The organism is Amycolatopsis jiangsuensis (assembly GCF_014204865.1).
Lineage (GTDB): Bacteria > Actinomycetota > Actinomycetes > Mycobacteriales > Pseudonocardiaceae > Amycolatopsis > Amycolatopsis jiangsuensis.
This window is the reverse complement of record NZ_JACHMG010000001.1, coordinates 6,817,755-6,837,438: the sequence shown is the minus strand read 5'-3', so window position 1 is coordinate 6,837,438 and position 19,684 is coordinate 6,817,755. Positions and strand designations below refer to the sequence as shown.

The 19,684-nt window shown below is 70.1% G+C and carries 13 protein-coding genes, 1 tRNA gene and 1 pseudogene; 6 read left to right on the top strand and 9 right to left on the bottom strand.

The annotated features are described in order from the left end of the window. Positions 1-6: 6 nt before the first annotated feature. From thrB to argS, 5 genes are all read right to left on the bottom strand, one after another. Entirely contained in the window at positions 7-966 is a 960-nt protein-coding gene (thrB, locus tag BJY18_RS31055; protein WP_184783432.1) for a homoserine kinase, read from the bottom strand. After that, the gene (gene thrC / locus BJY18_RS31050) at positions 963-2,018 is read right to left on the bottom strand and encodes a threonine synthase (RefSeq protein WP_184783431.1); all 1,056 of its coding nucleotides are present in this window, start codon (positions 2,016-2,018) and stop codon (positions 963-965) included. Before thrC ends, thrB begins: the two co-directional genes overlap by 4 nt. A 76-nt stretch (positions 2,019-2,094) precedes the next feature. Beyond that, complete coding sequence (locus BJY18_RS31045) at positions 2,095-3,396, bottom strand: homoserine dehydrogenase (RefSeq protein WP_184784956.1); 1,302 nt, start codon at positions 3,394-3,396, stop codon at positions 2,095-2,097. 99 nt (positions 3,397-3,495) lie between these two features. Next, complete coding sequence (gene lysA, locus BJY18_RS31040) at positions 3,496-4,926, bottom strand: diaminopimelate decarboxylase (protein WP_184783430.1); 1,431 nt, start codon at positions 4,924-4,926, stop codon at positions 3,496-3,498. A 2-nt stretch (positions 4,927-4,928) separates the two neighbouring features. After that, on the bottom strand, positions 4,929-6,593 hold the full coding sequence (argS, locus tag BJY18_RS31035) for an arginine--tRNA ligase (protein WP_184783429.1): 1,665 nt from the start codon (positions 6,591-6,593) through the stop codon (positions 4,929-4,931). A gap of 199 nt (positions 6,594-6,792) precedes the next feature. On the opposite strand from argS, the gene BJY18_RS31030 reads away from it, so the two are divergent. Both BJY18_RS31030 and BJY18_RS31025 read left to right on the top strand, forming a co-directional pair. Beyond that, positions 6,793-7,620, top strand: coding sequence for a thioredoxin-like domain-containing protein (locus tag BJY18_RS31030; RefSeq protein ID WP_184783428.1), 828 nt, complete (start codon positions 6,793-6,795; stop codon positions 7,618-7,620). Between the two features lie 4 nt (positions 7,621-7,624). Further along, the gene (locus BJY18_RS31025; RefSeq protein ID WP_184783427.1) at positions 7,625-8,335 is read left to right on the top strand and encodes a DUF305 domain-containing protein; all 711 of its coding nucleotides are present in this window, start codon (positions 7,625-7,627) and stop codon (positions 8,333-8,335) included. Positions 8,336-8,433: 98 nt separating this feature from the next. On the opposite strand, the gene BJY18_RS31020 is transcribed toward BJY18_RS31025, so the two are convergent. From BJY18_RS31020 to BJY18_RS31010, 3 genes are all read right to left on the bottom strand, one after another. After that, complete coding sequence (locus BJY18_RS31020; RefSeq protein WP_184783426.1) at positions 8,434-9,036, bottom strand: flavin reductase family protein; 603 nt, start codon at positions 9,034-9,036, stop codon at positions 8,434-8,436. Positions 9,037-9,045: 9 nt separating this feature from the next. Next, positions 9,046-9,966, bottom strand: a complete 921-nt coding sequence (locus BJY18_RS31015; RefSeq protein ID WP_184783425.1) for a cation diffusion facilitator family transporter — start codon at positions 9,964-9,966, stop codon at positions 9,046-9,048. A gap of 159 nt (positions 9,967-10,125) precedes the next feature. Then, positions 10,126-11,250, bottom strand: coding sequence for an epoxide hydrolase family protein (locus tag BJY18_RS31010; RefSeq protein WP_184783424.1), 1,125 nt, complete (start codon positions 11,248-11,250; stop codon positions 10,126-10,128). A gap of 131 nt (positions 11,251-11,381) precedes the next feature. Here BJY18_RS31010 and BJY18_RS31005 point away from each other — a divergent pair. Both BJY18_RS31005 and BJY18_RS38145 read left to right on the top strand, forming a co-directional pair. After that, a tRNA-Arg gene (locus BJY18_RS31005) sits at positions 11,382-11,457 on the top strand. A 638-nt stretch (positions 11,458-12,095) separates the two neighbouring features. Then, positions 12,096-13,371: pseudogene (locus BJY18_RS38145) on the top strand (IS701 family transposase); the annotation flags it as partial. A 99-nt stretch (positions 13,372-13,470) separates the two neighbouring features. Here the strand turns inward: BJY18_RS38145 and BJY18_RS37135 are convergent. Beyond that, positions 13,471-14,217, bottom strand: a complete 747-nt coding sequence (locus BJY18_RS37135) for a TetR/AcrR family transcriptional regulator (RefSeq protein WP_312874127.1) — start codon at positions 14,215-14,217, stop codon at positions 13,471-13,473. 150 nt (positions 14,218-14,367) lie between these two features. Here BJY18_RS37135 and BJY18_RS37130 point away from each other — a divergent pair, with 150 nt between their 5' ends. After that, positions 14,368-15,186 carry an NmrA family NAD(P)-binding protein gene (locus BJY18_RS37130; RefSeq protein WP_184784954.1) on the top strand — a complete coding sequence of 273 codons (819 nt, stop codon included), beginning with the start codon at positions 14,368-14,370 and terminating at the stop codon, positions 15,184-15,186. A 1,769-nt stretch (positions 15,187-16,955) separates the two neighbouring features. Further along, positions 16,956-19,601 (top strand): ATP-binding protein, encoded by a 2,646-nt coding sequence (locus tag BJY18_RS30985; RefSeq protein WP_184783423.1) that lies wholly within the window; start codon positions 16,956-16,958, stop codon positions 19,599-19,601. Positions 19,602-19,684 lie beyond the last annotated feature (83 nt).

Here is a 19,684-nt window from a genome sequence, read left to right as displayed (position 1 = left end):
CCCGCGTCACCGGGTTCCGACCTGCACACCTGCTCGATCGACACCCAGCTCGGCGACCTCGAAACCGTCAACGTCCACGTCGGGGGGCAGTATTCCCGACAACGTGAGCGCGAGCACGGTCGGACCGGCACCGGAGATGGTGGCCGCGACGCCGCGGGCACGCAGCGTGCGCACCAGCGCGGAACTGGCCGGGTACGCCTCGGCGCGGTATTCCTGGTGCAGCCGGTCTTCGGTGGCGGCGAGCAGGAGACCGGGACGCTCGGTCATGGCGAGCACGGTGAGCGCCGTGCGGCCCGCGCTGTGTGCCGCGTCCGTGTGCGGGATGTGCTGCGGGAGCAGGCCGCGGGTGGCGTCGGTGGACGAGCGGTCCGCGGGAATCGCCACCACGGGGCGGATCCGCTCGTTCGGAGTGACCCGTTCGGCGCGGAACCGGCCGTCCTCGCACCACGCCACCACCAGGCCGCCGAACAGGCTCGCCGCGGCGTTGTCGGCGTGTCCTTCGAACTCCGCGGCCAGCTGCAGCGCGGTGTCGTCGAGCGGGCGTCCGGCCAGCGCGTAACCCAGCGCGACCCCGGACACCACCGCGGCTGCCGACGAGCCGAGCCCGCGGGCGTGCGGGATGGCGTTGTGGCAGCGCAGGTGCAGCCCCGGCGGCCGCACGTCCAGGTGGTCGCAGGCCCGCCGGAGTGCACGGACCACCAGGTGGGTTTCGTCGGTCGGCACGTCGGCCACCCCGCCCGCACCGGCGTCGAGCACTTCGATCTTGAGGCCGCTCTCGGTGACCTGCAGCTCCACCTCGTCGTAACAGGCCAGCGCGAGGCCGAGCGTGTCGAAACCGGGACCGAGGTTCGCCGTCGAGGCGGGCACCTTGGCGCGGAACACGTCTCCCGGCCCAGCGCCACGGCCGGCGGCATCGTGCACCGCCGACGCACGCTTTCCCGCCGAGGCGGCATCGTGCACCGTCATCGCAGGTCCAGTGCCGCCGCCACGGCGGTCGGGTCCACTGCGAGCGGCTCCACCTCGACGTTGCCTTCCAGCGCCGTGGCGGGGTCCTTCAGGCCGTGGCCGGTGACCGTGCAGACGACCGTGGCGCCCTTCGGCAGCCGGCCGTCCGCGACGGTGGCGAGCAGGCCGGCGACGCTGGTCGCCGAGGCGGGCTCCACGAACACGCCCTCGCGGCTGGCCAGCAGCCGGTAGGCGGCCAGGATCTTCTCGTCGGTGATCGCCTCGAAAAGCCCGTCGGAGGCCGCTTTGGCGGCGACCGCACCGGCCCACGACGCGGGGCTGCCGATCCGGATCGCGGTGGCGACGGTGTCCGGGTCGGTGACCGGTTCGCCCCGTACGAGCGGGGCCGCGCCCGCCGCCTGGAAGCCGAACATCCGGGGCGTGTTCTTCACCACACCGTCCGCCGCGTACTCCGAATACCCGGCCCAGTAGGCGGTGATGTTGCCCGCGTTGCCCACCGGGAGGCAGTGCACGTCCGGCGCCGTGCCGAGCGCGTCGCAGATCTCGAACGCGGCCGTCTTCTGGCCGGCGATGCGCACCGGGTTGACCGAGTTGACGAGCGTGACCGGGTAGTCCGCGGCGGTCTTGCGGGCGAGTTCCAGGCAGTCGTCGAAGTTGCCGTCGACCTGCAGGATGCGGGCGCCGTGCAGGACCGCCTGGGCAAGTTTGCCCATCGCGATCTTGCCCTGCGGCACGAGTACCGCGCAGGTCAGTCCGGCACGCGCGGCATAGGCGGCGGCCGAGGCGGAGGTGTTGCCGGTGGACGCGCAGATCACCGCCTTGAGCCCGCTGGCCAGTGCGTGCGTGATGGCCACGGTCATGCCGCGGTCCTTGAACGAGCCGGTCGGGTTGGCGCCCTCGACCTTCAGGTACACCGTGCAGCCGGTCAGCTCGGACAGGTGCGGAGCGGGCAGCAGCGGCGTGTTGCCCTCGCCGAGGGTCACCACCCTGGCGCCGTCCGGCACCGGGATCCGCTCGCGGTACGCCTCGATGATTCCGGGCCAGGCACTCATTGGTCTCCACCCACATCCGGGTAACAGCCTCGTGAGTGGCGAAGCCGGTGAGAACCGGCCCTGCCACCCACGAGGCTCACTGGTCTTCGCCTTCCACGCGCATCACGCTGACGACTTCGTGCACCACGTCGAGTTTCGCGATCTCGTCCACAGTGGACTGCAGTGCCGCGTCCGGCGCCAGATGGGTGACCACGACCAGGCTCGCGGTGTCGTTCGCGTCGCGCTGGCGCACCGCGGCGATGCTCACCCCGTGCTCGGCGAACGCCTGCGCCACCTGGGCGAGCACCCCGGCGCGGTCGGCCACGTCCAGGCTCACGTGGTAACGCGTCGGGGTCTGGCCCATCGGCCGGACCGGCAGGGCGGCGTGCGCGGACTCCCGCGGGCCACGGCCGCCGGCGACCCGGTTGCGGGCCACCGCGACGAGGTCGCCGAGCACCGCGCTGGCGGTCGGCGAGCCACCGGCGCCCTGGCCGTAGAACATCAGCTCACCGGCCGCGTCCGCCTCGACGTAGACGGCGTTGAACGCGCCACCCACCCCGGCGAGCTGGTGGCCGCGCGGAATCATCACCGGGTGCACGCGTGCGGAGACCGACTCCGCGCCGTCGTCGTCGATGACCCGTTCGCAGATGGCCAGCAGCTTCACCGTGCGACCCAGCACCCGGGCCGCGACCAGATCGGACGCGGTCACCGCGCCGATGCCCTCGCGGTGCACCTCCGACGCGGTGACCCGGGTGTGGAACGCCAGCGAGGCCAGGATGGCCGCCTTCGACGCCGCGTCGTAGCCGTCGACGTCGGCCGTGGGGTCCGCCTCGGCGTATCCGAGCCGGCTCGCCTCGTCGAGCGTTTCCGCGTACCCGGCGCCGGTCGCGTCCATCGCGGAGAGGATGTAGTTGGTGGTGCCGTTGACGATCCCCATCACGCGGGTGATCCGGTCGCCGGCCAGCGATTCGCGCAGCGGGCGCAGCAGCGGGATGGCCCCGGCCACGGCGGCCTCGAAGTACAGGTCCGCACCGGCCGCGTCGGCCGCTTCGAACAGCTGCGCCGAATGCTCGGCCAGCAACGCCTTGTTCGCGGTGACCACGGACTTTCCGGCGTTCAACGCGGCGAGCAGCCAGCCGCGCACCGGTTCGATGCCACCGACCAGCTCGACCACCACGTCGACGTCGTCGCGGACGACGAGGCCGGCCGCGTCCTCGGTCAGCAGACCGGGGGGCAGCTCGGGATGCTTGTCCGGGCGGCGTACCGCGATCCCGGCCAGCTCGACCGGGGTCCCGGCCCGCGCGGCCAGCTCCGCGGCCTGCTCGCCGAGCAGCCGGGCGACCTCGCTGCCGACCGTGCCGCAGCCGAGCAGGGCGACCCGCAGCGGGCGACCGGCCACGGGCCCGTCGTTCCGCGGGGACCCCGCGGTTCCGGCAGGCACAGTGGTCCCCGTGCTGTCGAACGGCGAAGTGGTCCCGGAGGACTCAGTGGGCACTCCTCACACCTCCAGGCGCAGCATGTCGTCCGTCGTCTCCCGCCGCAGCAGCATCCGGGCGCTGCCGTTGCGCACGGCCACCACCGCCGGTCGCGGCTGCCGGTTGTACGTGCTCGCCATCGAATAGCAGTAGGCACCGGTCGCCGCGACGGCCAGCAGGTCGCCGGGAGCCAGCGTGTCGGGAAGCCAGCAGTCCCGGACCACGATGTCACCGGATTCACAGTGTTTTCCCACGACCCGGGACAACCTGGGCAGCACCGGCTCGTTCCCGTCGGCGGCCGAACGGGAAACCACCCGGCAGTCGTACACCGCGTCGTAGAGCGCGGTCCGGATGTTGTCGCTCATCCCGCCGTCCACGCTGACGTACCGGCGGGCGGTGTCGTCACCGAGCGCGACGTCCTTGGTGGTACCGACCTCGTACAGGGTGAACGTGCCGGGCCCGGCGATCGCGCGGCCCGGCTCCCCCGCGATGCGCGGCACCGGCAGGTCGGCGTACGAGCATTCCTTGCGGACGATCTCGCGGATCTGCGTGATCATCTGCGCCGGCGGGGGCGGGTTGTCCTTCTCGGTGTAGGCGATGCCGAACCCGCCGCCGAGGTCGATCAGGGTCAGCTGGTCCAGCAGGTCACGGCCGTGTTCCTTGGCCAGGTCGGCGATCAGCCCGACCACCCGGCGCGCGGCGACCTCGAAGCCGTCCGCGTCGAAGATCTGCGAGCCGATGTGGCTGTGCAGGCCGACCAGCCGCAGCGACGAGGCGTTGAGCACCCGGCGCACCGCCTCCGCGGCGTCCCCGGAGGCCAGCGAGAAGCCGAACTTCTGGTCCTCGTGGGCGGTCGCGATGAACTCGTGGGTGTGCGCCTCGACGCCGACGGTCACCCGCACGAGCACCTTCTGCTCGACCTCGCGCCGGGCGGCGATCTCGGCCAGCCGGGCGATCTCGTAGTACGAGTCCACGACCACCGTGCCGACGCCGGCCACGACCGCGGCCTCCAGTTCGGCGACGGATTTGTTGTTGCCGTGCAACGTGATCCGCTCCGGCGGGAAGTCCGCGCGCTGGGCCACGGCGAGCTCGCCGCCACTGCACACGTCGAGGCTCAGCCCCTGTTCGGCCACCCAGCGGGCGATCTCGATGGAGAGGAAGGCTTTCGACGCGTAGTGCACCAGCGCCGGATCGTCGAAGGCCTCCGCGTAGTCGGCGCAGCGGGACTTGAAGTCCGCTTCGTCGACCACGAACAGCGGGGTGCCGTAGGTCTCGGCGAGGTCGCGCACGTCCACGCCGGCAATCCGGACGACGCCGTCGGCGGCGCGATAGACGTTGCGCGGCCACACTTTCGCGGGCAGCTGGTCGAGTTCGCCGGCACTCGCGGGCGGGAACCCGGAGGCGTCGGCATGGGGGTAGACGTCGGCGTGGCGGGGTCCCGCGGGGTGCGCCATGGTTACATCCGTTCCGGAGCTGAGACACCGAGCAGCGACAGGCCGTTCGCCAGCACCTGGCGGACGGCCTCGCACAGGGCGAGCCGGGCGTACGTGAGGGGGGTGGCCTCCTCGTCGCCCTGCGGAAGGACCCGGCCGACGGTGTAGAACTTGTGGTAGGCGCCGGCGAGTTCTTCGAGGTAGCGGGCCACCCGATGCGGTTCACGCATCTCCGCGGCCCGGCGCGTCACCGCGGGGAACTCCCCGAGGGTGCGGATCAGGTCGCCCTCGGCGGGCAGGGTCAGCAGTCCGAAGTCGACAGTCGCATCGGACACTGTGGACGTGATGCCGAGTTCCGCCGCGCCGCGCTGCAAGGACGACAGCCGGGCGTGCGCGTACTGCACGTAGTACACCGGGTTGTCGTTGGAGTGCTTGCGCAGCAGGTCGAGGTCGACGTCCAGGGTGGAGTCGACGGAGTAGCGGATCAGCTCGTAGCGCGCCGGGTCCACGCCGACCGCCTCGACGAGGTCCTCGATCGTGATCACCGTGCCCGCGCGCTTGGACATCCGCACCGGCCTGCCCTCGCTGACCAGGTTCACCATCTGGCCGATCAGCACCTCCACGGTGCCGGGGTCGTCGCCGAACGCCGCGGCCGCCGCCTTGAGCCGCGCGATGTAGCCGTGGTGGTCCGCGCCGAGCATGTAGATGCACAGGTCGAACCCGCGGTTGCGCTTGTCCTTGAAGTAGGCCAGATCGCCGGCGATGTAGGCCGGGTCGCCGTCCTTCTTGAGGACCACGCGGTCCTTGTCGTCGCCGTACTCGCTGGAACGCAGCCACCAGGCGCCGTCGGCGAAGTAGAGGTTGCCGGAGTCCTTGAGCTGGGCCACCGCCGCGTCCACGGCACCGGATTCGTGCAGCGAGTTCTCGTGGAAGTACACGTCGAAATCGGTGCCGAACTCGTGCAGGCTCTGCTTGATCTGGCTGAACATCAGCTCGATGCCGACCCGCCGGAAAGTCTCGTGCCGCTTGTCCTCCGCCAGCGACAGCGCACTCGGCTCGGCCTTGAGCACCTCGGCCGCGATGTCGGTGATGTACGCGCCGGCGTAGCCGTCCTCCGGAGCGGGTTCCCCCTTCGCGGCGGCGACCAGCGACCGCACGAACCGGTCGATCTGCGCGCCCGCGTCGTTGAAGTAATACTCGCGGGTGACGTCGGCGCCCTGCGCGGCGAGCACCCGGCCGAGCGCGTCGCCGACCGCGGCCCAGCGGGTGCCGCCGAGGTGGATCGGGCCGGTCGGGTTGGCGGAGACGAACTCCAGGTTGATCCGGCGTCCGGCGAGCGCGTCGCCGCGGCCGTAGGCCTCGCCCGCGGCGTGCACCTGGCGCACGACCTCGCCCTGGGCGTCCGCGGCCAGCCGGAAGTTCAGGAAGCCGGGGCCGGCCACCTCGGCCGCGGCCACGCCGTCCGCCCCGGCGACGACCTCGGCCAGCGCCTCGGCGAACTCCCGCGGCTGCAGCCCGGCCTTCTTCGCCACCTGCAGCGCCAGGTTGGTCGCGTAGTCGCCGTGTTCCGGATTGCGCGGCCGTTCGATGGTCACCTGGTCCGGGAGCACGGCTTCGTCGGCACCCCGTGCGGTGAGGACCTGCACGGCGGAGCTGCGGACGAGAGCGGCGAGAGCGGCGGGAGTCACTCGCCGGATTCTAGGTGCGCCCGCGCGCGCGGGCTCCGGCGGTCCGGCCAGGGGAGACCGCGCGCACACCGGCCCGCCCCGCCCGCGCCGCCGGACGGCTCACCGGGTGTTCACGGTGATCCGACGTCCGGTCTCTACACTGGGCCCCCGGCAGGCCCGTCCGGGTCTCTCCAGCACTCACGAGGAGATCGCGGGAACCATGGCGAACGGGACAACCAGGAAGAAGGGCGCCTCCGGCAAGGGGGCGGTGAAAGCGGCCCGCGGCCGTTCCGTCGTCACCCAGAAGCACACGCCCTGGGGCACCATCATCGGCGTGGTCGTGGTGGTCTGCCTCCTGGCCGGCGTCGTCACCTACTACCTGGTGAAGTCGGCACCGCAGCGGGAGCAGAAGTCGCGGGACGAGGCGGCCGCCGCGTTCGCGCCGTCGGCGAGCAATCCGGACCCGTCCAAGAAGATCCCGGGCGTGGTCACCAAGCAGTACGCCGGTTCGGTGCACATCCTGCCCACCGAGCGGGTGGCCTACGACCAGAGTCCGCCCTTCGGCGGACCGCACGACGGTTACTGGGCCTCGTGCACCGGCGTGGTGTACCCGACCGCGGTGCGCAACGAGAACATGGTGCACGCGCTCGAGCACGGCACGGTGTGGATCGCCTACAACCCGGACCAGGTCAAGGGCGACGAGCTGGCCCAGCTCTCGGCCAGGGTCAAGGGCAAGCCCTACACGATGATGTCGCCCTATCCCGGTCTGGACAAGCCGATCTCCCTGCAGTCCTGGGGGCACCAGCTGAAGCTGGACAAGGCCGACGACCCGCGCATCGACCAGTTCATCGCCGCGCTCCGGACGAACCCGAACGGCGTGTACCCGGAGATCGGCGCGTCCTGCGACGCGCTCGGCCCCGGCCAGTTCGACCCGGCCAACCCGCCGCCGTTCGACCCGAGCAAGCCGGGCCCGGACGCGAAACCGATGGACTACAAGGGCAGCACCGGGGCCGCCAACGAGCAGACCGGTATGCCGGGCGGGCAGTGATCCGATGACGAGCACCGAACCGGACCCTGCCGAACCGGCAGAACGGCCGGCCTGGTCGCGCTGGGTGATCATCGGCGGAACGCTGGTGGCGGTGCTGCTGGTCGGCTTCGCGATCGGCCTGCTCGCCGCGCGGCTGTCCGGCGGGGAGGAAACCGCGGCGAGCCCGGGCACCGGTTCGGTCGAGGTCGGGTTCGCGCAGGACATGTCGGTGCACCACCTGCAGGCGGTCACCATGGCCAACTGGGCGCGCGACCACACCGACGACCCGGAGATCCGGCAGCTCGCGTTCGACATCGCGAGCACGCAGACCGACCAGGTCGGCCGGATGAAGGGCTGGCTCATGCTGTGGGACCAGCCGGAGCAGTCCACCGGACCGCTGATGTCCTGGATGAGCGCGCCGGGCGGACACGGCGGCATGCAGATGTCCGGCGGTACGCAGGCCGCCTCCGGCGCCGTGATGCCCGGGATGGCCACCGACGCCGAGCTGGCGAAGCTGCGGACGCTGAGCGGGAAGTCGCTCGACGTGTTCTTCCTGCAGCTGATGCTCCGCCATCACCAGGGAGGGGTGCCGATGGCCGAATACGCCCAGCAGCACACGAATCTCCCCGCGGTGAAGGCACTGTGCCGGAGCATCCTGACCTCGCAGGGCGCGGAGATGGAGCAGATGAAGCAGATGCTCCAGGCCCGGGGCGCGCAGCCGCTGCCCGCCGCCTGACCGCGCCGGCCGCGTGACGTCCGTGAAGGCCGTCTGTGAAGGTGGCCTTCAGGGCATCCAGTTTCCCTGCAGGGGGCCCTCACGGACGCGCCACCGGGTCAGCGGGCGCGGTCGGCGTAGCGGTTGCGGGAGATCCTGCGGACGTCGCCGAGGGTGGACCATTCGTCGCGGCCGAGGCGGGCGAGCGGACGCAGCCGGTCGATCAGCGGGTGGTCGCCGTCGAGGACGTCTTCGGCCACCGCCAGATGCACGACCCGGCCGAACACCACCGTGGAGGCGCCGAACCCGACGGTGCTGTGCAGTTCGCATTCGAACGACACCGGTGACTCGGCGACCCGCGGCGGACGTACCCGCAGGCTCGGCTCCCGGGTGAGCCCGGCCTCGTCGAACTCGCTGAGCTCCGGCGGGAAATCCGTCCCGGTGTCGTTGACCTGCTCGAACAGTTCCTCGGACGCCAGGTTGACCACGAACTGGCCGGTCGCCTCGACGTTGCGCAGGGTGTCCTTGCGTCCCACCGAGGTGAACTGCAGTACCGCGGGCGCGGCCGAGGCGACCGTGAAGAACGAGTGCGGCGCCAGATTGTCCACGCCGGACTCGGACGTGCTGGACACCCAGGCGATCGGACGCGGTACGACGCCTGCGGTCAGCAGCCGGTAGAAGGCGGACGGGGCGATCTCCGCGGGGTCGAAGTCCTTGCGCATGTTTCCGGTCTACCAGGACAGCTCGGCGCACCGGCGGGCGCACTGCGGAGCTTCGACCTGCAACGTGGCGTGGTTGATCGAGTACCGCGTGGCCAGCAGGTCCTGCGCCCTGGTGAGCACCGCGGTCTGCTCGTCCTCCCCCGTCACCGTCAGATGCGCCGAGGCCACCTCCATCCCGGAGGTCAGGGTCCAGACGTGCAGGTCGTGCACGTCGGAGACCCCCGGCAGCGCGGCCAGCTCCGTGCTGATCTCGGACACGTCGACGCCGGCAGGCGCGTGCTGGAACAGGATCCGCAGCGCGCGACGCGCGAGCGTCCACGTGCGCGGCAGCACGAACAGCCCGATCGCGACACCGATGATCGGGTCCGCGTACCGCCAGCCCGTCGTCAGCGTGACCGCACCGCTCACCAGCACCCCGAACGAACCGATCAGGTCGGAAAGCACTTCGAGGTAGGCGCCCCGGACGTTCAGGCTCTCCCGCGCGCCGGAGCGGAGCACGGCGAACGACACGACGTTCGCGGCCAGCCCGGCCGCCGCCGCGAGCAGCACCGGCAGCCCTGGCACCTCCGGCGGGTCGGTGATCCGGCCGATCGCCTCCACCACCACGTAGCCGGCGACCCCGAACAGCAGGACGGCATTGGCCAGCGCGGCGAGCACCTCGGCGCGGTACATGCCGAACGTGCGGCTGAACGTCGGGCCGCTGCGGCGCGCGAGGATGATCGCGGTGAGCGCCATCCCGACGCCGAGCACGTCGGTGAACATGTGCGCCGCGTCGGACACCAGGGCCAGCGAGCCGGTGGTGAACCCCACCACGAACTCCAGCACCATGAAGCCCGCACCGACCAGGAGGGCGACCAGCAGTGCCCGGACGTACCGTCCGGAGGCGCTCGCCGGAGCGGCGGCATGGCCGTGACCGTGGCCGTGTCCCATGCTCGCCTCCCGTCACGCAGCGCGGACCGATCCGTACCCCACAGCAACATATAGTCAGATGCGCATATGTGCAATACAGGGTAGCCTTAGTTCACTTCTACCACCTGGCCGGGTGCGGGCCCATCCCCCGCGGGCGGGTTTCCCGCAGGGTGGGAGAGTTCAGCGCACGAGCCGGAAGAAGCCGCGGATCTGCGCCACCAGCGACTCCGGCTGTTCCATGGCCGCGAAGTGCCCGCCGCGCGGCATCTGCTCGTACCAGCGCAGGTCGGTGTAGCGCTGTTCGGCCTCGCGCCGCGAAGGGCGGCTGATCTCCCGCGGATACAAGGAAATTCCGGACGGCGCGGACACAGTGCTGCTGCGGAAGGCGCCGAAGCTCTCCCAGTACAGCCGGGCCGACGACGTCGCCGAAGCGGTGAACCAGTACACCGAAATCGCGTCGAGGATCTGCTGCCGGGACAGCGCGTCCTCCGGATGCCCGTTGTTGTCCGTCCAGGCCCAGAACTTCTCCGCGATCCAGGCCGCCTGGCCCGCGGGAGAGTCGGTGAGGCCGTAGCCGAGCGTCTGCGGCCGGGTGGACTGCTGGCCCGAGTAGCCGCGTCCGGTGCGGGCGAACTCCTTCGCCGCTTCCGCCGCGGCGAGCTCCTCCGGCGTCGCATCCTCGAAGAGCGCCGACTGCACCGAAGCCATGTTGACGTGCACGCCGGCCACCCGCTCCGGCGCGACCTCGCCGATCGCGCCGGTGACCGCCGAACCCCAGTCGCCACCCTGGGCGCCGTAACGCTCGTAGCCGAGCGAGACCATCAGCCGGTCCCAGGCCCGCGCGATGCGGCCCACTCCCCAGCCGGCCTCGGCGGGCTTGTCACTCCAGCCGTAGCCGGGCAGCGAGGGCGCGACGACGTGGAACGCGTCGGCCGGGTCCCCGCCATGCGCCCGCGGATCGGTGAGCGGCCCGAGCACGTCGAGGAACTCCAGCACCGAACCGGGCCAGCCGTGCGTGATCACCAGCGGGAACGCGTCCGGCTCGGGCGAGCGGACGTGCAGAAAGTGGATCCCGAGCCCGTCGACAGTGTCGCGGAACTGCGGGAAGGCGTTGAGCCGCGCCGCGAACCCGAAGTCGTAGTCCTCGGCCCAGCCGCGGCACAGCTCCCGCGCGTACTCCAGCGGAACCCCCTGCGACCAGTCCCGCACCGTCTCCGCCTCCGGCCACCGGGTCCGCCGCAACCGCTCCCGAAGATCCGCGACCTCGGACTCGGCAACCCTGACCTGGAACGGCTCCGCACTCACCACAGTCTCCCTCCGGTTGATCCAAGATCGACGCTAGCGCGCATCGGCCCCCCGGGCCATGCCCGAAGCCCCCTCCGCTGCGACCCCCGACGACGGCGTGCGCTAAGCTTCCCCAGTCGCCAACGCGGCAAGCCCTCGTAGCTCAGGGGATAGAGCACTGCCCTCCGGAGGCAGGTGTCGCAGGTTCGAATCCTGCCGAGGGCACCATAAGGATGGGAACGGGAGAGGTGCTAGACATGACACCCTCCTTGTTCTCGTTGTTGTGTTTCCGCTGGTCAAGCCGCTGCTCTCGGTCGAACGGCAGGATGACGGCTTCTTGGGAGGCGTGACGCGTCGCCGGCAGCGTTGTTCCGGCCAGGGTGACCGCGCACTTGATCTGGTTGGTGTCCTTGTGGTAGCGGAGTTCGAGCCGGAGAGCCTCGAACAGTCGCCGTGCGGTGTCTTCGGGTAGTTCGTCGATCCGGACTTCGCCCATGGGCAGGGTGTCGAGAAGGTCGGGTTTGGGTGCCTGCTGGTTGGCCTCGTCGGCTTCGGCGAGCTGGGCTTCGAGTTGGGTCTTGCGTTGGTGCAGTTCAGCGCGTTCCTCGTTGATGTCTCGGACGAAGTCCTCGGTCGGTGTGTCGATACGGGAGAAGTTGCGGACAAGATTTTTGATCATCCGGGTGGTGTCGTCGATCTCGCGCCGTAGGGCAGCGATGCGTTGTTTTCGTTCCCGTTGGGCGGCGCCGAGGTCTCGGACTGTGCTGTCGAGCAGGCTTCGGCGGAGCTTGTCGACGATCGCGTCTTCGCGAATCCAGAAGCTCCCGGTGTCGCTGTGATCTCCTGTGCGGGTGCTTCCGGAGGAGATGGATGAGGTTCGTCCGGTGATCGAACAGTTCGCTGCGCGGATGTTCGGTGGGTTCGCGCGGCGTGATCAGCGGGCGAAAGGTGAGCTGTATCTGCGCGGGCTGATGCTGGACGGCAAACGTAAGTCGATGCAGCCGATGGCGCAGCGGCTCGGTGTCGATCACCAGTAGCTACAGCAGTTCGTCACCACCTCGACCTGGGACCACGTCGAGGTCCGGCGACGCCTGGCCGGATGGGCTGGTGAGTTCGTCAACCCGGATGCACTGGTGATCGATGACACCGGCTTTCCCAAAGACGGCAAGGATTCCCCTGGTGTGGCGCGGATGTACTGCGGTGCGCTGGGCAAGACCGGGAACTGCCAGATCGGGGTGAGCGTGCACGCGGTCACCGACTGGGCCTCGGCCGCGATCGACTGGCGGCTGTTCCTGCCCGAGTCCTGGGACGACGCCAAAGCCGTCGAGGACAAGACCGTGGCCCAGATCAAGGCCCGGCGGGCCCGCAGTGCGATCCCGGACGAGCTGCGGCATCGGGAGAGTGGCGGCTGGCGCTGGACATGCTCGACGAGACCACCACCGAGTGGGGGCTGCCGCCACGGCCGGTGGTAGCCGACGCCGGCTACGGCGACGCCACCGAGTTCCGGCTCGGCCTGACCGAACGCGGCCTGACCTACGCCCTCGCCGTCAGCCCGACCGCGACCACGCACCCCGCCGAAGCGGTGCCGGTGACCCCGGCGCGGAAGGGGACCGGACGACCGCCGCAGCCGCGCTTCCCCGACCCGCCACAGGACCTGAAGAGCCTGGTCATGGCGGCCGGGCGATCAGCAGGCCGATACGTCCTCTGGCGCCACGGCTCACGCAAGACGGCGGACAATCCGACTACGAGCATGCGATCACGGTTCCTTGCCCTGCGGGTCCGCCCGGCAAACCGCACCATCCCCCGCGGCAGCGACGGCAGCCTGCCCGAATGCTGGCTGCTGGCCGAATGGCCGCCAGGGGAACCCGCACCCACCGACTACTGGCTCTCCACCCTGCCGACACGAAGCTGCGGGATCTGGTGCGGCTGGCGAAGATCCGCTGGCGCATCGAACACGACTACCGCGAACTCAAAGACGACCTCGGCCTGGATCACTTCGAAGGCCGCTCCTGGCTCGGCTGGCACCGCCACGTCACCCTCGCCGCCGTCACCCAGGCCATCTGCACCCAGCTCCGCCGCACCCCAAAAGCCCCTGCGCAGGCCCGACCCTCTACGCAGTCCTGCGCGAACTCCAGAACCTGCTCGCCGCCTGGACCGGCACCTGCCACACCTGCCAACAACCCATCCCGACCCGAACCAGCCCAACAAAACCCCCACCCAACAGCACCTAACAAAGCACTACTAGCGCTCCTCGGATCGATCCTCGGGCGGATTGTCCATCTCATCGGCTGCGGCGGACCGCAGGAGGTATGTGATCTCGTCGTCATAAATGGCCGCGGCGACGGTCGAGGGTGCCCGGAGGCGTCCGTCGAGTTCGAAGGCGACCAGACCGTGCAGTCGCGCCCAGATCCGGAGTCCCAAGGCGATGCCCTCCGGGGGCAGATCGGGCAGCGCGGCCCGCACGCGCTCGGTCAGCGCGTCGTCGAAGTCGGACCACCGGTACGCGGTCGAGGCGGCAATGAGCTGGGAATGCGGCAGGGTGGCCTCCGCGAACTCGAGCAGCGGCATGCACATGTCGAAGTCCCCATCCGGAGGGGTGGGGCACGGTGCCGAGCGGTGACCGCCGGTCGGACCGTCAAAGATCAGGTGCCAGCCGGTCGGGTTCTCCAGCGCCCACTCGCGCACCGCGTGCGCCCAGGCGCGCAGCCGGCCATCGACACCCTGTGCTGCGGCGACGTCCCGGCCGTCGCGGGCGGCCTGCGCGAGAGCCGCGTACTGATCATCCCGGAGGGCGACGACCAGGTCGTCACGGGAGGCGAAGTACCCGTACAGGGCGTTGGGAGCCATGCCGATCTGACGCGCGACCGCACGGAGCGTCAGCGCCGACGGACCTCCTTCGACGAGGAGACGCAGAGCGATCTCCTTGATCTCCGCCGTCGTGCTCCGACGCAGCCTCTCCCGTCTGGTCTCCACGGCCGTGTCGTGCACGTGCACCTCTCCAGTACTCGACGTCCCCGGTTGCGGGATGTAGAACAGTCTACTGTTATTGTACGATGCTCAGTTACTGAACAGTGTACAGTTTTGGTATGGCGTTCACATCAGACGCCATGCCGCCGTCGCCAAAGCGAAAGGACGCAGATGAATCAGGCAGCGCGGACCGGTGAGACCCTCGTGGTGGGAGGGACCGGCAAGACTGGCCGACGGGTGATGGAACGACTGGAGCGGGCAGGCGTCGCCGCCCGTAGCGCCTCGCGTCGCTCGGAGCCGCTCTTCTCGTGGGACGACTCGACCACTTGGCCCGATGTTCTTCGGGGAGTCGATCGGCTCTACGCGGTGTACCCGGGACTGGGCGCGGACGAGGAACAGGAGGTCGTCAGTGAGTTCATTCGAGTCGCGGCCGCCGCGGGCGTGCGGCGATTCGTGCTGCTCAACATCTGGCCATCCGATTCCGCCGTCGGAAGCGCGCTGCGAGAGTCCGGGATGGAGTGGACGACCGTCACTCCAAGCTGGTTTAACCAGAACTTCAGCGATGACTACATCCAGAAGTTCCGCGAGGAGATCCGGAGCGGTGTCATGGCGACCTCGTACGGTGATTCGGCGTTTGCCTTCATCGATGCCGGCGACATCGCCGACGTGGCTGTCGCCGCGCTGTTGGACGATGGCCATGTGGGCGAGGAGTACTACCTGAACGGGCCTCGCGCGCTGACGTTCGCGCAGGCGGCGAAAGAGATCGGGAAGGCGCTGGGGCGCCGGATCGAGTACACCGAGCTCACCGTGCCCCAGTATGCCGAGCGGATGGTGACTTTGGGGCTGGATAAGGAGGTTGCCGCCACCATGGCCGAATCCGCAGACCTGGTCGAGGAGCCGTCAGGCGATGTGGAACGGGTACTTGGCCGGGCGCCGAAGGACTTCACGGAATACGCGCGCGAGGCAGCTGCCGCAGGTGTCTGGGGCTGAGGAACCGGATTCTTCGGGATCGCGGCGGGGTGACGATCGTCGTCACCCCGCCGCCGATCTCCGCGAAACCGGACGGCCGGGTCGCGCATGGCTTGGGCGGGCAGAAAACTACAACTTGCTGTGGTCCTCGATGACGCCTTGCCACGTTGACCAGGCAGGTCGAGCGCGCCATCGACCGTGTCGAATGATGCATCCGACGCAATTCCGCCGCCTTCTCAGCCCATCCGATCAGAAGGAGCGGACCAACCGAGTCGAACGCAGCCTTACCCCACAAACCCGGGCAAACCGGATCCGCCACATTCAGCAGCAGCGTCACCACACTCGCTGCGAGCAGCAGGTGCCGAGCCGGACGCAACTCCTCGTCACCGGCGCCAGACAGGGCCAGGTGCCGGGTACCAACCAAGCAACCCGAGGACCGTCAGGTCAACGGCAGGCGCCACCAGTGGCGCCACGAACACCGGCACCTGCAGCTTCAACGCCAAGTTCAACACGTTGCCGAACCCAAAAAGAAACGTGAGCCCGACGACCAGACCCATCGTTATGTGACAAACCGAGCGACGGTCCTCAAACTGGCGCTCATGACCGCCCCCCCCCCCCCCGATCCGAGTCCGGGAACGCGAAACTCGCCTCGACCACCAACTTGCCAGCGAAACCCCCTGGCCAGCCCCGTTCCCATCCTCGGCTAATCCTGCCGAGGGCACGTCAAGGATGGGAACGCCAGAGCGGCCCCTACCAGCGCGAACGCGGTAGGGGCCGATTCATGTCGTTCCCGACGGACTGCGGTCGGATGCGGCGGCCCACGCGCCATGCGCGCCCAAGCCTCACCGGAGCCGGTAGCCGGTAGCCGGGCACACGCTCGATCAGCCTCCTTCTCTCCGTCGCGGAAGCTCGCGTAGACCTCCAACGGCACCGCGACGGATTGGCCGGCCCACAGAGCCGTCGGAGGAGGATCGAGACCAGTCCCTCACCGACGAACAGCCGGCCATCTTGGCCATAGCCGTACTTCACGATGTGCCGCCGGAGGATGCCCGTCAGCTCAGGCGGGCACGGAGCGGGCCGGACGTCGCCTTTGTCTCGCGACTTCAGGGTCGATCCTCCGGACGAACAGGAGGTGCCGTCCCCGGATCCGGCGAAACGGGACTTCACCGCGCCGGCGCCGCACACGGCGTGAGCCGAAATCCCCCCACCGACGAGGGCGAAATCCGCCTCGCGAACGGAATCGACCCGTTCTCCCGCCGACTGCTCGGCTCTGCCACCAGTGGTCAACCCGGCCGCCGAACTCGCTGGCGAGACCAGCAAGGTGGCCGCCGCCGCGCGGCGGGGAAGGCCGAGAGACCGGATCGGTCTTCCGCTCCGACCGCGAACCGACCTACCGCGCATACCTTTACCGTGCTCTGCGAAACGCTCGGCAATCGACAGAATTGCACCGGGCCGCCTTTCGACGGAGCCGCGACCGAGTCGTTCTTTTTGACATTGAAACACGAAGTACTCGCTCTGAACAATTTTACTACGGCCACCACCTTCACCACGCCGAGTGATCATCGGTTTCCCCATGCCCTCACCCGGATGCCTCCACGTGCCGGTGCCCGTAAGTACTGAACGCCGTGTACCGACGGTCCGCGCTGTCCCGCCGTCGCATCATCGATCATCTAAGGTCAGCCGTATTGATCACACCGTTCCGCACACCGGGAGTATTCGCTGTGAGAATCGACAACCGCGATTAATCGAAATTGAGGACGGTCCGGCTGGCGATCCTTGGGAGCGACTGTATGGAGTTTTCACTGCTCGGGCCCCTCGAAGTCACTTCACGGGGACGGCGGGTACCGCTGGGCGGCGTCAAGCAGCGCCTCACTCTCGCGCTGCTCCTGCTGCGGCACAACTCGCTGATCTCGGTGAACCAGCTCCTGGACGCGCTGTGGCCGGACGAGGCCCCCGTTTCCGCGCGGAAGATGCTGCACAACGCGGTTTCCGGCCTCCGGAAGATGCTCGCCACCGACGAGAGCCCGGAGCCGCCGCTGCTGCTCACCCGCTCCCCCGGGTACCTGCTGCGCATCCAGCCGCACGACATCGACCTCGTCCGGTTTCACCAGGTGGCCGTGCAGGGGCACGCGGCTCTCGCCGGCGGCTGCTGGGAGCAGGCGTCCGAACTGCTCACCGAGGCGACGGGTATGTGGCGGGGCGCGGCCCTGTCCGACCTGGCCGACCAGGCACTGGACTGGCCCGAACTCGGCACCGTCGGCAACGCGCGGCTGACGGCTCTCGAAGACCGGATGGAGGCGGACTTCCACCTCGGACGGTATCGCGAAATCCTCACCGAGCTGGAAGTGCTCGTCGAGCAGGAGCCACTGCGGGAACGCCTGTGCGGGCTCCTCATGCGCGTGCTCTACCAGCGCGGCAGGCAGGCCGACGCGCTCACCGTCTACAGCCGCACCCGCGGTGCCCTGGTGGAACAGCTGGGCCTGGACCCGAGTCCCGAGCTGCAGCAGCTCGAACACGCGATCCTCACCCAGGACAGCTCGCTGGACCAGGTGCCGGACCCGGTCGTCGCCGGGCCGCGGTCTCCCGAGGCGCCGGCGGCCGGTGCGGACCCGGCGGAGAACCAGCCGGCCGAGCGCGTACACATCCCGCTCGAGGAGGTCAAGCGCATCAGCACGGTGGTGATCGCCGCGGGTCCCGCGCCCGGGCTGTCCGCGGTGCCGCGGCAACTGGCCGCCGTCCGCGACTACCTCGACGACCTCGTCCGGGCCGAAGCCCGCGCACGCCGGGCCCGCGTGGCGACGGCGGACGGCGACGGCGCACCACTTCTCGGTCGCGCACACGAGGTGTGGCAGGGCATCACCGGACTGTCCCCGGCACCGGTGTGGCTGGTCACCGCCGGGGCCGAGGCGCGAGGCGAGGCCGAACCCTGGCAGGCGCTGCAGCTGGCCCACGCCATCAACGGCCGGCTGACCGCCGAGCCGCGGTGTCACACCGCGGACGGGCAGCAGCTGCCGTTCGAGGTACGGGTCGTCGTGGCCACCGGCCCGGCCGTGGTGCGGCACGGCGGACCGGCCGCGTCCTGGCCGCAGCCGTCGGACGAGCTGGTCGAGCTCTGCCTGCGACTGCTGGCCGACGACGCCGCGGGCCCGGTGCGGGTCTGCCCGACCACCACCGAAGCGGTGTGCCTGCTCAACCGGCCGGACCACCTTCCCTTCGTCGGACGCGAGCACGAGCTCGCCGCACTCGACGCCGCGTTGGAGGGCGCCTGCACGCTCCGGCAGCCGCATCTGCTGACCCTGTTCGGCGAAGCCGGTTCGGGCCGCACGCGCCTGCTCGACGAGTGGCGCAGGCGCTCACCGCGGGCGGGTGGGAAGAGCGCCACGGTCCTGGTCGGCCGCACCCCCTCGGCCATCAGCGCGGGCAGCCGGGTGACCGCGCTGGCCGAACTGGTGCGCGCCGCGGCGGGCATCGGTCCCGCCGACGCGATGCCCTTCGCGACCGCCCGGCTCGGCGACGTGGTGAACGGCCTCGTCGACGAACGCCGGGCGCCGTGGATCCTGTCCCATCTGAGCGTCCTGCTGGAGGCCGATCCCGGGGAACGGGCGTGGACCGCGGACACCTTCGACGCGTGGGCGCAGTTCTTCGAGGCGCTCGCGGCGCGCGGGCCGATGGTGCTGGTGGTGGAGAACCTGCAGTGGAGCAGCGACCTCGTCCTGGATTTCGTCGACCACCTCCTGGAAAGCTCGGGTGGTGTGTCGCTGCTCGTGGTCGCGAGCGCCCGGCCGGATCTGCTCGCGCGGCGGCGGTCCTGGGGCGGGGGGAAGTTGCACAGCACGTCGCTCAGCCTGCGGCCCCTCGGCGATGCCGAGACCGCGCGCGTCATGTGGGAGGCTTTCAAGGCCACTCGCTCCCCGGTCGACGCGGCGGTACCCGCGGACCCTCCCGAAACCGTGGTCCCGCTCGCCGGCGGACTCGGCGGGAACCCGTTGTTCGCGATCGAATACGGCAAACGGCTGACCGGCCCGGACCTGACGGATCCGGGATGCCTGCCGGAGACCGTCCCCTACTCCGTGCGGTCACGGCTCGAAGTCGCGCTCGACCTGCTTCCCGCCGAGGCACGGGCCGTGCTCTACGACGTGGCCATCGGCGGTGCCGAGGTCACCGAAGCCGTCGTCGCCACCCTGGCGGCCGAGGACGGGCACCGCACCAGCGGCCGGTGGCTGCGCCTGCTCGTCAACCGGGGCGTGCTGCGCTGTGTCCGGCATCCGGGCGAGACCACCTCGGCGCGGTACGCGTTCACCAACACCCGGCTCCGCGAGGTCGCCCTGTCGCGCGTACCGGGGCCGGTGCGAGCACGCAAGGAACAGCTGATCCACGCGACGCGCATGCCGCGGCCCGGTGAGGGGAACGCCGCGGTCGGCTTCCCGATCAGCTGACCCGGGCGCGCGACCTGCGCAGTTACTCCCCGCTTTCCGCTCCGGTTCCCGGATTACCGCCCGGGCGCACCGCCGGTCCTACG

Excerpts from the sequence above, each read along its gene's own strand:
- thrB (WP_184783432.1), bottom strand. The coding sequence starts at position 966 with ATGACGGTGCACGATGCCGCCTCGGCGGGAAAGCGTGCGTCGGCGGTG.
- thrC (WP_184783431.1), bottom strand. The coding sequence starts at position 2,018 with ATGAGTGCCTGGCCCGGAATCATCGAGGCGTACCGCGAGCGGATCCCG.
- lysA (WP_184783430.1), bottom strand. The coding sequence starts at position 4,926 with ATGGCGCACCCCGCGGGACCCCGCCACGCCGACGTCTACCCCCATGCC.
- BJY18_RS31030 (WP_184783428.1), top strand. The coding sequence starts at position 6,793 with ATGGCGAACGGGACAACCAGGAAGAAGGGCGCCTCCGGCAAGGGGGCG.
- BJY18_RS31025 (WP_184783427.1), top strand. The coding sequence starts at position 7,625 with ATGACGAGCACCGAACCGGACCCTGCCGAACCGGCAGAACGGCCGGCC.
- BJY18_RS31020 (WP_184783426.1), bottom strand. The coding sequence starts at position 9,036 with ATGCGCAAGGACTTCGACCCCGCGGAGATCGCCCCGTCCGCCTTCTAC.
- BJY18_RS31015 (WP_184783425.1), bottom strand. The coding sequence starts at position 9,966 with ATGGGACACGGCCACGGTCACGGCCATGCCGCCGCTCCGGCGAGCGCC.
- BJY18_RS37130 (WP_184784954.1), top strand. The coding sequence starts at position 14,368 with ATGAATCAGGCAGCGCGGACCGGTGAGACCCTCGTGGTGGGAGGGACC.
- BJY18_RS30985 (WP_184783423.1), top strand. The coding sequence starts at position 16,956 with ATGGAGTTTTCACTGCTCGGGCCCCTCGAAGTCACTTCACGGGGACGG.